Genomic DNA, 14147 nt, shown 5'->3' on the forward strand with positions numbered 1-14147 from the left:
TTAACTAACTGCTCTGAAAAATGCCCGGTGACATCGGATTAAGATGTTTCGCTGACATTTAATAAGTTTTGTATGCTTTCTTCATTGTTATAAGAAGAATGTACTTTGACCAATCCCTGGCTAATCGCCTGTTGACAGGCTTCTCTGATATTGTCAGAGGCAAAACTTGCTGCCGGTGTATTATCGATTGCTTTTAAATAGACCCAATGGCTTGATTTTTCTTTGATACTTAAATCCCGGGATGCGCTGGTTGCCATCAGTAAAATATCCAGCAATTCTTTCTCATTGATAGCCGTATGTGCTTTGGGCAGAAAAGGGTAATCTGCAATCCCGATCCGGATAATCCGGTTTAACGGCATGGATGACTGGAACTCATTCACCCAGGTTTGGATGCGATCAAATAATTCCTGGGGTTGAGTATCCTGTTCCAGATTGTTTTCTATATAAAGCAAATTAGCATCAGTGAAATGAAAGATACGGGCATTTGATGTTAACTTTTCTTTCAGAAATTTACCGAAAGCCAGCTCTAATTTCAGACCTTCAGTGTAACCGTGTTGTAAATACATGTTTCTGAGGAACGGCACATCGATCATGGCGAACCTGAGTTTGTCATTCAGCGGCTTATGAATCAGTTCTCCCATGTACCATTGTTCGTAAACCTGATTTCTTTTTTGCATCAATGTCGAGGATAAATTGACATTCAGCATTCTTAAATTATTCAGCTGAGATCGGGAATGAGTAAATAAGTGGTTGTTCAACTCTTCAATTTCTTCATTTTGATGACGAATAACGTATCCGCGTCTTAAGATGACGAGGAAGAAAACAAAGCCGATAATAGCGATACTATATGAAATATTTTTTAAGGAACTATAACGGTTTTTCTGACGCTTCAGTTCTCTGTCCAATCCTTCCAGATGCAGTGTTTGTTCAACGAAAGCTTTTTGCTGTTTAAAATCATCTTCACTGAGCTGGTTCAGTTTTTGCTGCTGAGTCTGATTCAGCTGATAGTGCTGATGGGCATAATCAAGCGCTTTTTCGTAGTTTCCCTGTTGTTCATAGGCACTTGAAAGCAGTTTCAGCGCCTGAAGGTGTGTATGCTGATCGTGGGTTGCTTTTGTCAGTCGTTCCGATTTTAATCCCAGCTTGATTGCCATTGCAGATTGTTTTTGCACATAGGCGATCACTGCTTTCAGCAACATCGCTTTTCCCTGCAGTCGGGGATAATCATTTTGTTTAAGTAAAGGTTCTATCGCTTCCAGGTAGTCTTCTGCCAGCGGATAATTGTAAAGTTGCAGATAGGTTGCGGCCAGATTGATTCTGACGGAAATAAACTGGGCTTTACTATGTTGTGTGACCGGATGATCCAGCACATTGAGATAAGAAACCAGCGCAAGGTTATATTTTCCCTGGCGGAAGTAAATATCGCCCATCCGTTGCATGATTTTCACCCAAACCGGTGAACGTTCATAGGTATCGTAAAAATCGGCGGCTTGTGACAGGTAGAGCAGGGCTTTATCCAATACTCTTCGCTCGAAAAAAAGCTGAGCCAGCAGCGTATTTGTGGTTGCCAGCTGGGCGCCATCATCGGCTTCCAGAGCACTCCAGTAGGCTGTGAGTAACTCTGACAGTGCTTTATTGTATTGTCCGTGATAGAGAAAGTGTTTGCCGAATTCAATATGATATTTGATTTGTGTGGTGACGGCCTGAATGGATGAAAAGTAGTCTTTGGCATGCTTATATAATTTTTCTGCCAGCTGATTCTCATCTGCTTTGGAAGCAATTTGCGCCTGTAACATCAGTATTTTATATCTGATTCGTTGAATCAGCTGAGAGGTGCTTTTCATTTGCTCCAGGCTGGATTCAACCCGGGCGATTTGCTGCCGGGCCTGTGCTTTATCCTGATTAAACAGCCAGGTGAGTTTGATTTCCAGCAGCCGGACATCGATATCTAAATACAAAAGCTGATATTTTTTCGCCAGTTCTTTTGCCTGACGGATGTAGTCCATGGCTTGTGTCTGATGACCCTGATGTGACTTGGCTTGAGCCAGAATTTCAAGTGCTTCGACACTAGCTCCCGGTGTACGGATTTTATGCTCGGTATCGTCTCTGGTAATGGTTGAAGGGGTCTTTTCTGTCGTGTCGACCAGCTTTCGCTGTGTCAGAAAAGCCGTGATAAGCGATTGCGCTTCCCGCGGATCGATATCCAGTAATAAACTAGCTTCATTGAGTGTCGGGGATGAATAACCACTGGCACTTGTGCTGTAGCACAGTAAAGTGCCCAGCAACAGAAAAAGTGTTTTCCAGCTTCTGTTTGTCATGTTGTGTCCCTGCGTTACTGGCGGGCCATCCGGCCAGTATGGATTGGTGCTTTATTTTCTGAAGAACGGTACGGATTGATATCCAGTCCGCCTCTGCGGGTATATCTCGCATATACAGTCAGTGATTTCGGTGCGCAATACTTCATGACATCGGTGAAAATTCTTTCGACACACTGTTCGTGAAATTCGTTGTGTTCCCTGAATGATATCAGATAGCGGAGTAGTGCCTCCCGGTTGATTTTATGTCCCTGATAATGAATTTCAATACTGCCCCAGTCCGGCTGGCTGGTAATCAGGCAATTTGATTTCAGCAAATGACTGTGAAGTGTTTCTTCAATCCATTCATCACTGGTGGCATTTTCGAGTAAAGAGGCATTGAAATCGTAGCAGTCTATCTGAATCTCTGTATCGTCAATGCACTCTCCCTGCATCGGAACAATGGCTTCGCCTGTGAAGTCTGAGACTGTTTTTAATTCAACCAGTACGGGTGCACCTGCACATGCCGATAAGTCGGTTTCAAGCTGTTTTTGTACCGTTTGAATCGTATCAAACCGGCTTTGGTTATAACTGTTCAGATAAAGTTTAAAGGATTTTGATTCGATTAAGGCGGGGCTCTCTGCCGGAACTGAAACGTGGCCGATCGCAACCTGAGGCAACCCATTCTGATTCAGCCAGGAAAGCTCATAAAGCGTCCAGAGATCGCATCCGGTAAAGGGTAACGGGGAACTCAGCTGCAAGTCATCCCGGTTCAGTGATCTGGGAACCGGCTGTAACAGGGATGGGTCGTAATGGGCTTTATAGTGCGTGTTTTTACCCAAAGTCAGACCTGCCAGCGCTTTGGCGTCAGAATATTTGCTCATACTTAGTGCTAAATTTGTTTAGAATATCAGAATTCTACGAAATCCGCGGGCCTGTGTCATTACGGGTCTGCTTATTGAACCAAATCCGAGGAGTCACCCGTCATATGGTTTCAGATGCTTTAACCCGATTCAGTCAGCGTTATCAGGAAGATTATTTTCAGGCTCATGGCCGGTCTCCGGACAATCCGGATTTACATGACTGGCCTTCTGAATGTGTCACTGCCTGTGAAAAAGAGACCGTTTTCTGGCAGCCCGTCCGCCGGGAACCGGCTGACTTTTCTAAGGTTGAACAGTCGATAGAGTTATTGCTGCACACAGATATCAAGGATTTCTACGGGTCTCAGTATTGCGCGGATATGGATGCAACATGGGAAAATATGGAACTGACGTTACTTCAGGTATGGAATGATGATGACTTTGTCCGTTTGCAGGAAAATATGTTAGGCCACCTGGTGACACAAAGAAGACTGAAGCTGAAACCAACGGTATTTATTGCCTCGACACCGGCTGAGTTTGATGTCATCTCGGTGTGCAACCTGACGGGGCAGGTTTTATCTGAAAGGGTGGGAACAAAGCAACGGGATGTGCTGGCGCCATCATTAGATGTTTTTCTGGACCAGCTAACACCAGGGGTATGATGGATGTACGTTGTTGAATTGCAATTTGAGTGCTTTGATAATACGACCGTTTCAGCGGTAGAACGGGCGATTTACGGCCTGATTGAAGCACTTCGTTTTAATGGGCAGTTGTTGGGGCGTGAGTTTCCGGTTGTGATGGGTGAAGAGGGGATTTTTTCTGTGCGGGGCATGTGTCCTGAGAAACAGAGTCTGCATTCTGATTACCATTCCGATTTTGTTAAAGTGTGTCTGTCCCGGTTAACGGATGCTGGCTTACTGGCACCCAAAGTGAAAATTATCGGACTGGATATTCATTCAGAACAAACGGATGAATCAGAAACAAGACAATGGCAGATTTTATATACAACTTACGTGCATACCTGTTCTCCATTGCGCAACGGCGATAATTTGCTGCCTGTTCCTTTGTATCGTATTCCGCCAACCTTCAATGGCGATCATAAAGCCGTGATCAAATGGCAGACGGAATGGCAGGCGTGTGATGAGTTACAAATGGCTGGTGGCTGCCGTGCAGAGCATGCGGCGTTAAACGAGCTGAATAACCCTGAAAGCGACCTGTTCAGACGGGGATGGGATTTACGGGGCCGAATCGAATATCTGACGGGTATTCCGACTTATTATTATCAATATCAGGTTGGCGGAACCAGTCTGAAAGCTGAACAACAGCGTCTATGCCCGGTTTGTGGCGGAGAATGGCGCCTGTCTGAACCGGTTCACGATATCTTTCATTTCCGGTGTGATAACTGCCGGGTTATTTCCAATTTGTCCTGGGATTATCTGAAATAATCTTGCCGGTGCAGATGCGATCAAAAAAGCCGACCATACGATCGGCTTTCCTTTGACAACCTATAAAAACCGGGATTACCAGCCTTTCACCACGCTGTCTTTAAATGTTTTCATTGCTGCCTGATAGACTTCTTCTGTCTGATACGCTTTAACGAAGTTTTTGACGTTTTCGTTATTTACATTATCTTCACGGGCAACGATCAGGTTCACGTATGGAGAATCTTTATCTTCAACGAAAATACCGTCTTTATTCGGTGACAGATCAATCTGGCTGGCGAAGCTGTTGTTAATGATAGCAACGGTGACATCATCCAGTGAGCGTGGCAGTTGTGCAGCATCCAGCTCCACAACGTCGATGTTCTTCGGATTTTCTACGATGTCCTGAACAGTCGCTTTCAGGCCAACATTCTCCCGCAGTTTGATTAATCCCTGCTTTTGCAGCAGTAGCAATGAACGCCCCAGGTTGGTTGGATCATTCGGTACTGCAATCCGCGAACCTTCTTTGATCTCATCTACTGATTTGACTTCTTTTGAATAGCCGGCAATCGGATAAACGAACGTGTTACCGGCAATGGCCAGTTTGTAACCACGATCAGCGATTTGCTGATCCAGATATGGCTTGTGCTGGAATGCATTGACATCAACAGAGCCATCATCCAAAGCTGCATTCGGTGTGACGTAATCTGTAAATGTCACCAGTTCAACATCCAGATCGTATTTGTCTTTGGCAACTTTTTTGGCAACTTCGGCAACCTGAGCTTCTGCACCGGCCATAACACCAACTTTAATTTTTTGATTGTCAGCTGTCTTCTCACCACAGCCGGAAAGAACCAATGCTGAAGCAGCCGTAATAATTGTCAGCAGACTTTTCAGGTTAAATTTCATCTGTTTCTCCTTGCTAAACTTTCATAAAATTATGTTATACCCGGGTAACCTGAATTCTGTATCTTCAGGTTGTTTGGGTATTATATTTGCTATTATCTGTGATCAACCCGCCGGACAATGCTATCGCCGATGGATTGAATAATCTGAACTAAAATAATCAACATGATGACGGTGACCACCATAATCAGCAGGTCATAACGATAAAAACCATACCGGATTGCAACGTCCCCCAGACCGCCGCCGCCCACGGTGCCGGCCATCGCTGAATAGCTTACCAGCGTGACAAGGGTAATGGTGACAGAGTTTAAAATTGTCGGCAGTGCTTCCGGCAACAGGACTTTCGTAATAATCTGGAACGGTTTGGCGCCCATTGCCTGCGCTGCTTCGACCAGACCGGATGGCACTTCCAGCAATGCGTTTTCAATTAACCGCGCCACAAACGGAATCGCTCCGATAGTCAGTGGCACAATCGCGGCCGTTGTACCGATAAACGTGCCGACTAATAGCTTGGTGACCGGAATGATAGCAACCATCAGAACTAAAAACGGTACCGAGCGGCCAATGTTGACGATTGCGCCAAGGATTTGATTGAGTCTGATGTTTTCCAGTAATCCGCCTTTTTTGCTGGTGTGGAGTATCACACCGAGCGGAATCCCGACCAAAAAGCCGATCAGTCCGGAGACGGCAACCATATAAACTGTCTGACCTGTTGCTCCCAGTAAAAGAGAGGTATTCTGACTGAGCCAGTCGGTAAGTGTATTAATTGACATAGCCTAAAACCTCAACTTTTACATGATGTTCACTCAGGAAATTGATGGCTGCATTTTCATTACTTTCACTGCCGGACAGTTCAGCCATCATCATGCCGAATTTGACCCCGCCGGCATAATCGATATCAGAACTGAGAATATTCACGTCAATGCTAAAATCCCGTGAAATCTGGGAAACCAGTGGAGCATCGACGGTTGCTCCGGTAAATTCCATCCGGATGAGCGGATGGGTATCCGCCTGCCGGTGTTCAGACAGTTTTGCCTGATAATCATCAGGGACAGATAAATCAAGTGTAGATCTGATGAATTGATGTGCCAGCTCTGTTTTGGGATGCGCGAAAATATCACTGACCGTCCCTTTTTCTACCAGTTCACCCTGACCGATGATTGCCACTTCATGACAGATGTTTTTGACCACATCCATTTCATGAGTAATCAGTAAGATAGTAATGTTTAAGCGCTGGTTGATTTCTTTCAGCAGGTGCAAAATCGACTGAGTGGTTGCCGGATCTAAAGCACTGGTGGCCTCATCACAAAGCAAAACTTTTGGATTTGAGGCCAGTGCCCGGGCGATAGCAACCCGTTGCTTTTGTCCGCCACTGAGGTTCGCCGGGTAGACTTGGGCTTTATCTGTCAGTCCCACCAGATTCAGTAACTCATTGACCTTAGGTTTAATCTGTTCTTTTGCTTTTCCAGCGAATTCTAAGGGCAAGGCAACGTTTTCAAACACAGTCCGGGAAGACAGTAAGTTAAAATGCTGGAAAATCATCCCGATATTTCTTCGGGCCTGACATAAATCTGCCGGGCTGAGCTTTGTCAGGTTAATGCCATCGACAATGACATCACCATCTGTTGGGGCTTCCAACATATTGACACAGCGAATTAATGTACTTTTTCCGGCGCCTGAAGAGCCGATCACACCAAAAATAGTCCCTTGTTTGATATGTAGATGAATGTCTTTCAAGGCATGTATCTGCTTTGCTCCTTGCTGAAACACCTTGTTGACGTGATTTATTTCAATCATGAGATAACCTGCGCAGGCTCTGATTGTCAGAGATCATTTGGTTGATAATAGTTTTGTTAGGGATGCTAGGGCTTCGGAAGAACGAAGTCAATAGATATTTTTACGTCTAGACGTCTAAACATGCTTTCATCATTAAGTTGGATACCCGGAATGTATGGTTCCGCTGATATTCATTCATTCTTCACTTTTTTTGTGTGCTTTATGATACAGTTGCACTTGTTTTTATATGGTATCGGTATGTTTATAATCTATGATAAATAAATTAATTTTAATTCTATCAATTGTGTGTTTTCAGGCAAAGGCATTTGTCAGTGAGGATTCTTCTTTTCAGTCTTCAGCTGATATTGGCGCTTTCGGGCAGCCGGTTGACTTGTATTTTGATCAAACGATAAGCCGGGTTCCGGAAAATCAACAGGAAGACATTCCATCATCTCACTGGAGTCTGACGGAAGCTGGTGGCACCTTTGTTCTTGCTGAATTGACGGCTGCCGCTTTATCTGGCCTGGCGGCAAAAGATCCGGAAGCGACTGGCTGGGGGTTGATTGCTATCAGTCCATTAATGACTGATGCCATGAATGTAACCACAGGAACGGTTGGTTTTGTTTCGGTGGCAGCGATTGGTGCATATAATCTGAGTATTGACGAAGATGAAAAATCTGAAAGTGATATTTTTACAGAGAATATGATCGCCTGGAATGCCGCATTCGTCACCATGGGCGTGACAGAATACCTGTTTCCGGGGTTTACCGGCAACCTGGCTGTATATCCTGATTTAAGTGGCAACTGGTATATGAATTACCAGTTTAAATTTTGATGAAATCTGGTAAAACAGGTTCAGATTTACAAAACCAGTGATGAATAAGAGAGTCTGATTTTGGCAAAACCAGCAGTGTTTTTAGATCGGGATGGTGTCATCAATGTCGATCAGGGATATGTTCATGATGAGCATGATTTCCATTTTATTGAAGGTGTATTTGAGGCTGCAAGGCAGCTGCAGGAGATGGGATTTCTTCTGGTCTTGGTCACTAATCAGTCCGGTATTGCACGGGGTATGTTTAGTGAAGAGCGTTTTTTGTCTTTAACGCAATGGATGGACTGGAATTTTGTTGATAACGGTGTTGAGCTTGATGGGATTTATTATTGCCCTCATCACCCTGAACACGGTGTCGGTGACTATAAACAGGACTGTGATTGCAGGAAGCCAAAACCGGGCATGCTTCTTTCTGCACGGGATTATCTCAAAATCGATATGGAAAAATCAGTGATGGTTGGTGATAAGCCTGCGGATATGATGGCAGCAAAATCAGCTGGCGTTGGCACCAAAGTATTGGTCCGGACAGGTAAAGCAGTCACAGAAGAGGGTGAGCAGCTTGCGGATGTTGTTCTGGATAGTCTTGGCGATGTTCCCGGATTTTTGAAAAGCAGATAAGGTGATTGAAAAGGGAAGTGAGCGTTTTGCTTATCTTTCTTTTTCCTGATTGCTTTGAGCGGTTACAGAAAAAGAAAAAGCCAGCAAATTGCTGGCTTTTCTGTATGGTGGAGGGGGACGGATTCGAACCATCGAAGGCGGAGCCGGCAGATTTACAGTCTGCTCCCTTTGGCCACTCGGGAACCCCTCCGGAATTTTTCAAATTTTTAGTGATTCTGCCTGATTTCAAAAATCAAACAGATTCGGAATATGGTGGAGGGGGACGGATTCGAACCATCGAAGGCGGAGCCGGCAGATTTACAGTCTGCTCCCTTTGGCCACTCGGGAACCCCTCCAAATTTTCTTCCTCAACGGTGATTCCCGTATCATCCGTGAGTGCGGAGCGAATCTTAACAAACTCATTTGGTCTGTAAAGACTTTTCTGAAAAAATTGAGTCGAATGATGCCTTTTTGGACAAAGCAGTTAAAATTCAGGCAATATTCGTTATTCACATAGAATGACTATCCCCAAACAACCTGAATCATGCATCTTCAGGTTGCCTGGGGATATACATCTCTCTTCATTTTTTGCTCAGAATATTTTTAGGCTGAACAAAATTCGCACCCGTAAGGTCTGCTTATCGATATTTGCCTCGTCACCAAAAGTGGCACATATTCAGGAACTAATGAAATGGATACCTCCCTGAATCGACTTCAGTGACTGTGTCTCCATAGGATGAAACAACGGCTGATGAAAAACAGAGCAGCGTTAATCAACCCGGTTCGGGGATAGTCACTTTTTGCTGTCGTTGAACAGGCCATCAGAGTAAACAGGACTCCGGAGGCGACGGGCTAACGGGGACAGACGCATGACTGCTTGCCGCTGCTGAAATGAGCGAAAAAGTTTTCATGGAATAAATTCCGGATTAAGCTGTCTGATACACAGCGTTTGGATACACAGATATCCTTCATTATAAAAAACGGAGAAAAGTCATGATCGAACAAGGAAAAAAACTGCCAGAAGCGACACTCAGTTATCTGACGGCAGACGGGATGCAAAATCATCAGGTATCAGAACTATTTGCAGGAAAGAAAGTGGTTCTGTTTGCGGTACCGGGGGCGTTTACACCCACTTGCTCAGAAGCGCATTTACCGGGATATGTCGTGCTGGCTGATCAGATTAAAGCCAAAGGTGTGGACCTGATTGCCTGTGTTGCTGTCAATGATGCTTTTGTGATGAAAGCCTGGGGAGAAACACAGAATGCATCTGAGCTGATGATGCTTGCTGATGGAGATGGCAGCTTTACCAAAGCATTGGGACTTGAAATGGATACCGCCACATTTGGGGGAATTCGTTCGCAACGTTATGCGATGATTGTCGAAGATGGTGTGGTGACGACGCTGAACGTAGAAGAAGGGAAGTTATTTGAAGCCAGTAAGGCAGAAACGATTCTGGCGCTTTTGTAAACTCAGGCTGGTTCGGTAAAGCCACGGAAGCAACGGTTACCGTTGCTTCCTTTTCCCCCATTGAGACAATGCATGAATCACCGGGGTCAGCGTTCTGCCATAATCGGTTATCGCATAATCGACCCGGGGTGGTATTTCCGGATAAACCTGTCCGGTGTTTGTTTCCGGCCAGATAAATAAGCCGGGTCAAAACCCATGAGAATCAAAGTGTCAGTACATATAGACCGCACCGGAGAAGCTTGCAGTGCCGGTGTCACTGGTCTCCGGGCCGTCAGTTATCACGCCGGTGGCACTGTTACTTTCACCCGGTGCACTGGCGGCCAGTGTGTTGCCATCATTGTTCAGTGTCACACTCAGCCCAAAGCTGTCATTTTCCCCGGTATTTGAGGCTTTAATATAGGCAATTTGTGCCCAACTGTTGGTGTCGCTGAACAGATAAACTGCGCCGGAGGAGTCTGCTGTACCAGTGTCACTGGTCTCCGTGCTGTCAGTTATCACGCCGGTGGCGCTGTTATCTTCATAGGGTGCACCGACGGCCAGTGTGCTGCCATCACTGCTCAGTGCGACACTAACGCCAAAGCCGTCATCTGCTTCGGTGTTTGAGGCTTTGATATAAGCAACCTGTCCCCAGTTTTTACGGTGGTCGCTAAACAGATAGATTGCGCCGGAATTGGCTGCGGTACCGGTATCGCTGGTCTCTGAGCCATCAGTGATCACGCCGGTGGCATCGTTATCTTCATTGGGTGCACCAACGACGAGTGTGCTGCCATCACTGCTCAGTGCCAGGCTGGCGCCAAAATTGTCATCGGCTCCGGTGTTTGAGGCTTTGATATAAGCAACCTGTGCCCAGTTTTTACGGTGGTCGCTAAACAGATAGATTGCGCCGGAATTGGCTGCAGTGCCGGTGTCTTTGCTCTCTGAACCGTCGGTCACCACGCCGGTGGCACTGTTATCTTCATCGGGTGCGCCGACGGCCAGTGTACCGCCATCACTGCTCAGCGCCAGACTGGTGCCGAACTGATCATCGGCTCCGGTGTTCGAAGCCTTGAAATAGGCCATTTGTGTCCAGCTGCCGCTGCTGTTGCTGAACAGGTAGGCCGCCCCGGAGCCGTATGCAGTGCCGGTGTCGCTGGTCTCTGAGCCGTCGGTCATCACGCCGGTGGCACTGTTATCTTCATAGGGTGCACCGACGGCCAGTGTACCGCCATCACTGCTCAGTGCCATACTCATGCCGAAACCGTCATCGGCTTCGGTGTTTGACGCTTTGAGATAAGCCGTCTGTGTCCAGCTGCCGCTGCTGTGACCAAACAGGTAGACCGCACCTGAGTCGTTTGTTGCGTCAGTGTTCCCTTCATAAGGTGCACTTACAGCGAGTGTGCTGCCATCATGACTCAGCGCCACTCTGTAACCAAAACCGTCACCTGTTCCGGGATTCGGAGCTTTGAGATAAGCCGTCTGCGTCCAGCTGCCGCTGCTGTTGCTGAACAGATAGACCGCGCCGGAGTAGGCGACGTTACCTGTGTTATCTTCATAGGGAGCACCGACGGCGAGGGTGTTGCCATCACTGCTCAGTGCCACATTATAGCCAAAATAATCCATGATTCCGGTGTTCGAGGCTTTGAAGTAGCCAATCATCCGGGTCACTGTATCGGTTGTCAGGCTGGCTTCAGAAGACGCTTTCGTCTTGTCTCCGGACTGCGCCAGAATAAAATAACCGGCCGATAATGCCTGAACCAGACTGTCAACGGTGACGGTAGCGCTGAGCACATCAGTGACTGATGTCAGGACATCACAGTTGTTGGTTTGCGTTGTATCTTTTTTACACACGGAATACGTGACACCCGCGTCATCAGAGGCGGAGGTCCAGGCCAGTGTCATTTGTTTAACACCCAGAGTCCCGGCAGCGATATCAGACAGATTAAATGAACTGAGTGTCGGTGTGGTGTTATTGATCCCCGAATACCCCGGTAAAGAAAAGCCGGCGAACGAGAATATAAAAGCGATCCTTAACCCATGGTTGATATTACGCATAATATTTCCTTATTTCTGTGTTGAATCTGAATAACAATAATATGCATCCGGTTGATTTAACGTTAACTACCGGGGACAGGCGTGTAAAATTATGTAAAAACGATCGCATTAACTACCGGGGGAATGACCGGGGACAGACATGTTACAGGTGCAAAAGACACATGATGGTTCAGTGTGTTCAAAGCTGAAACTGTCTCCTGAGGTTGTTTGGGGATAACCGGTAAGAGCAGGCCGTTTAAGTCAGCCTGCTTTTCAGTCATATAATGCAGGTTGAATGCATTCTGAGCTGGTTGATTATGTCAAATCATCAACCCATTATTTGGATTCAAAGGCACCCAGATCGGGTGACGCACCGTGATATTTATAGCCTGCATAAGTCCCGGCATCGATGAGATCACTGCCTGTTTTCAAATTGGCGTATTTAATATGAGGCAAAGAACCATCGCTTTGGCGTGATTTCATCAACTGTGTTTCATCCAGGCTGACGAAGTCTGCCGCAGAGACGGTGACAGGTAAGTCGAAGTAGTTATAAGATAAGTCATTACTGTTCTCATCACCCAGATTGATCACCTCTTTGTGGCCTTTAAAACCGAGGTTATTACGCATGTAATGACCATATCCCGGAACATCTGTCAGGTTATCACTCTTCGTTGAAAGCATGTTGTAGTTTGCACTGTGATTGCCAATCGCGGTGTTATTCAGCCATTTCTGGCCGCCAATCTGGTGGTTCGCATAGAAACCAGCTGCGCGGTTACCCACGGAAAGATTGAAACGAATCGTATGCGTTGGAATCACACTTGGAATAGCACTTCCGTTACGGCCATAGCCACCAGCCTTAAAGCCATTACCATCAGCCAGTGCTTTGAATTTTTTTGAATAGCCGTTATAGAACGCCCAGCTTTTTTCAATGGTCACAGCCGCCTGAGCGTGAATCAAATCAAAACCGTCGTCACTATTAAACCATGCCCGGCAGCTACGGATGATATTGCCTGTGCTTGAAGCGTCCCGCGGGTGAATACCAAAGCCATCAACGTTACCGTCAGAGTATTCGTTCAGGCCGCGGTTATTGTATGCGTCTACATTAATCACCTCGTTGTTCTTCCCTTCAGTGAGATACCAGCCGATACCCATACCATCATGGATTGCAAGGTTTTCGAACCGGTTATAGTCACCTTTTTTGACCATAAATGCTTCAGACTGAGTACGTTTATCGGTAATCGTGACCTGAACACCCACAACATCGAAGCCTTTGAAAACGTTATGATCACCACGAATCAGAAACGCTGTGACGCGATAATTAACTGGCTTCACCTTCGAGAAGTCAAATACAGGGCGTTCACCCGGATAGTTGATGTACTTAATTTTGTTTTTGGTAATGTTGTTCACAATGGCACGTAAACCCTGGTGCTGCGTAATATTACTGTTGTCCGGGTGATAGGTTCCGCCGCGGATGTAAACCGTGTCACCTTCACTCGCTTTTTTCTGGGCTGCCATAATCGTTTTCAACGGTGAGGAAAGCGTTCCTGAATTATTATCAGAACCGTGTGGAGAAATATAAATATCTTTTGCAAACGCAGCATAAGGGATTGTTATTGCTGCGAGTGGAATGAGCCATACTTTATTCATAATCTTTAGCCTTAATTATTGTTAGATATTGACTACACACCTGAAAATATATTCATTGATAATGCGTAGCTAATCACAAAGTAAAATGGGCCATACCATTTGGAAACTGTATTTACAGGGAAGAGTGATTTTTTGGAAGGCTTTTCACAAACTTGCATAGTGAGAAGTCAGGTCTGTATTCACCTGTTGAATGGTTAATTTATCTTGTTGAAATTACGCATTTATTTTGTGAATTGCAGATCGCATAATTATTCATGTTGTCCCCACGGGACGGAGCAGGGACAGACACCCTTATCTGGACACCCGGATTTGAATCAACCTGCTCCGGGAATCGTTC

13 protein-coding genes and 2 tRNA genes are annotated in these 14147 nt (G+C 45.9%); 5 read left to right on the forward strand and 10 right to left on the reverse strand.

The features are described 5' to 3' along the window. Positions 1-38: 38 nt before the first annotated feature. Both OC443_RS06170 and queF read right to left on the reverse strand, forming a co-directional pair. Complete coding sequence (locus OC443_RS06170; RefSeq protein WP_073579634.1) at positions 39-2318, reverse strand: tetratricopeptide repeat protein; 2280 nt, start codon at positions 2316-2318, stop codon at positions 39-41. Between the two features lie 14 nt (positions 2319-2332). Beyond that, positions 2333-3178 carry an NADPH-dependent 7-cyano-7-deazaguanine reductase QueF gene (queF, locus tag OC443_RS06175; protein WP_073579635.1) on the reverse strand — a complete coding sequence of 282 codons (846 nt, stop codon included), beginning with the start codon at positions 3176-3178 and terminating at the stop codon, positions 2333-2335. 104 nt (positions 3179-3282) lie between these two features. On the opposite strand from queF, the gene syd reads away from it, so the two are divergent. Together syd and OC443_RS06185 are read left to right on the forward strand one after the other, a co-directional pair. Continuing rightward, complete coding sequence (syd, locus tag OC443_RS06180) at positions 3283-3816, forward strand: SecY-interacting protein (protein WP_073579636.1); 534 nt, start codon at positions 3283-3285, stop codon at positions 3814-3816. Positions 3817-3819: 3 nt separating this feature from the next. Next, a complete protein-coding gene (locus OC443_RS06185) occupies positions 3820-4599 on the forward strand; it encodes a Zn-ribbon-containing protein (RefSeq protein ID WP_073579637.1) in 780 nt (259 codons plus the stop codon). A 75-nt stretch (positions 4600-4674) separates the two neighbouring features. On the opposite strand, the gene OC443_RS06190 is transcribed toward OC443_RS06185, so the two are convergent. The 3 genes from OC443_RS06190 to metN form a co-directional block, all read right to left on the reverse strand. Then, a complete protein-coding gene (locus OC443_RS06190; protein ID WP_073579638.1) occupies positions 4675-5484 on the reverse strand; it encodes a MetQ/NlpA family lipoprotein in 810 nt (269 codons plus the stop codon). A gap of 92 nt (positions 5485-5576) precedes the next feature. Then, positions 5577-6254, reverse strand: coding sequence for a methionine ABC transporter permease (locus tag OC443_RS06195; RefSeq protein ID WP_073579639.1), 678 nt, complete (start codon positions 6252-6254; stop codon positions 5577-5579). Beyond that, the gene (metN, locus tag OC443_RS06200) at positions 6244-7278 is read right to left on the reverse strand and encodes a methionine ABC transporter ATP-binding protein MetN (RefSeq protein WP_073579640.1); all 1035 of its coding nucleotides are present in this window, start codon (positions 7276-7278) and stop codon (positions 6244-6246) included. Before metN ends, OC443_RS06195 begins: the two co-directional genes overlap by 11 nt. Positions 7279-7528: 250 nt before the next feature. Here metN and OC443_RS06205 point away from each other — a divergent pair, with 250 nt between their 5' ends. Both OC443_RS06205 and gmhB read left to right on the forward strand, forming a co-directional pair. Beyond that, positions 7529-8092, forward strand: coding sequence for a hypothetical protein (locus OC443_RS06205; protein ID WP_073579641.1), 564 nt, complete (start codon positions 7529-7531; stop codon positions 8090-8092). Positions 8093-8152: 60 nt separating this feature from the next. After that, complete coding sequence (gene gmhB, locus OC443_RS06210) at positions 8153-8707, forward strand: D-glycero-beta-D-manno-heptose 1,7-bisphosphate 7-phosphatase (RefSeq protein ID WP_073579642.1); 555 nt, start codon at positions 8153-8155, stop codon at positions 8705-8707. A gap of 105 nt (positions 8708-8812) precedes the next feature. Here gmhB and OC443_RS06215 read toward each other — a convergent pair. Both OC443_RS06215 and OC443_RS06220 read right to left on the reverse strand, forming a co-directional pair. After that, positions 8813-8897, reverse strand: a tRNA-Tyr gene (locus OC443_RS06215). Positions 8898-8957: 60 nt separating this feature from the next. Further along, positions 8958-9042: transfer RNA gene (locus OC443_RS06220), tRNA-Tyr, on the reverse strand. Between the two features lie 637 nt (positions 9043-9679). Here OC443_RS06220 and OC443_RS06225 point away from each other — a divergent pair. Further along, positions 9680-10153 carry a peroxiredoxin gene (locus OC443_RS06225; protein ID WP_073579643.1) on the forward strand — a complete coding sequence of 158 codons (474 nt, stop codon included), beginning with the start codon at positions 9680-9682 and terminating at the stop codon, positions 10151-10153. 36 nt (positions 10154-10189) lie between these two features. On the opposite strand, the gene OC443_RS26375 is transcribed toward OC443_RS06225, so the two are convergent. The 3 genes from OC443_RS26375 to OC443_RS06235 form a co-directional block, all read right to left on the reverse strand. Next, complete coding sequence (locus OC443_RS26375) at positions 10190-10327, reverse strand: winged helix-turn-helix transcriptional regulator (protein WP_083601507.1); 138 nt, start codon at positions 10325-10327, stop codon at positions 10190-10192. Positions 10328-10363: 36 nt separating this feature from the next. Next, positions 10364-12184: a hypothetical protein gene (locus tag OC443_RS06230; protein WP_083601505.1), complete on the reverse strand. Its 1821-nt coding sequence runs from the start codon at positions 12182-12184 to the stop codon at positions 10364-10366. A gap of 315 nt (positions 12185-12499) precedes the next feature. After that, positions 12500-13810: a right-handed parallel beta-helix repeat-containing protein gene (locus OC443_RS06235; protein ID WP_073579644.1), complete on the reverse strand. Its 1311-nt coding sequence runs from the start codon at positions 13808-13810 to the stop codon at positions 12500-12502. Positions 13811-14147: the final 337 nt, after the last annotated feature.

Origin of the sequence: Vibrio quintilis, from assembly GCF_024529975.1 — a bacterium.
Classification (GTDB): Bacteria; Pseudomonadota; Gammaproteobacteria; order Enterobacterales; family Vibrionaceae; genus Vibrio; species Vibrio quintilis.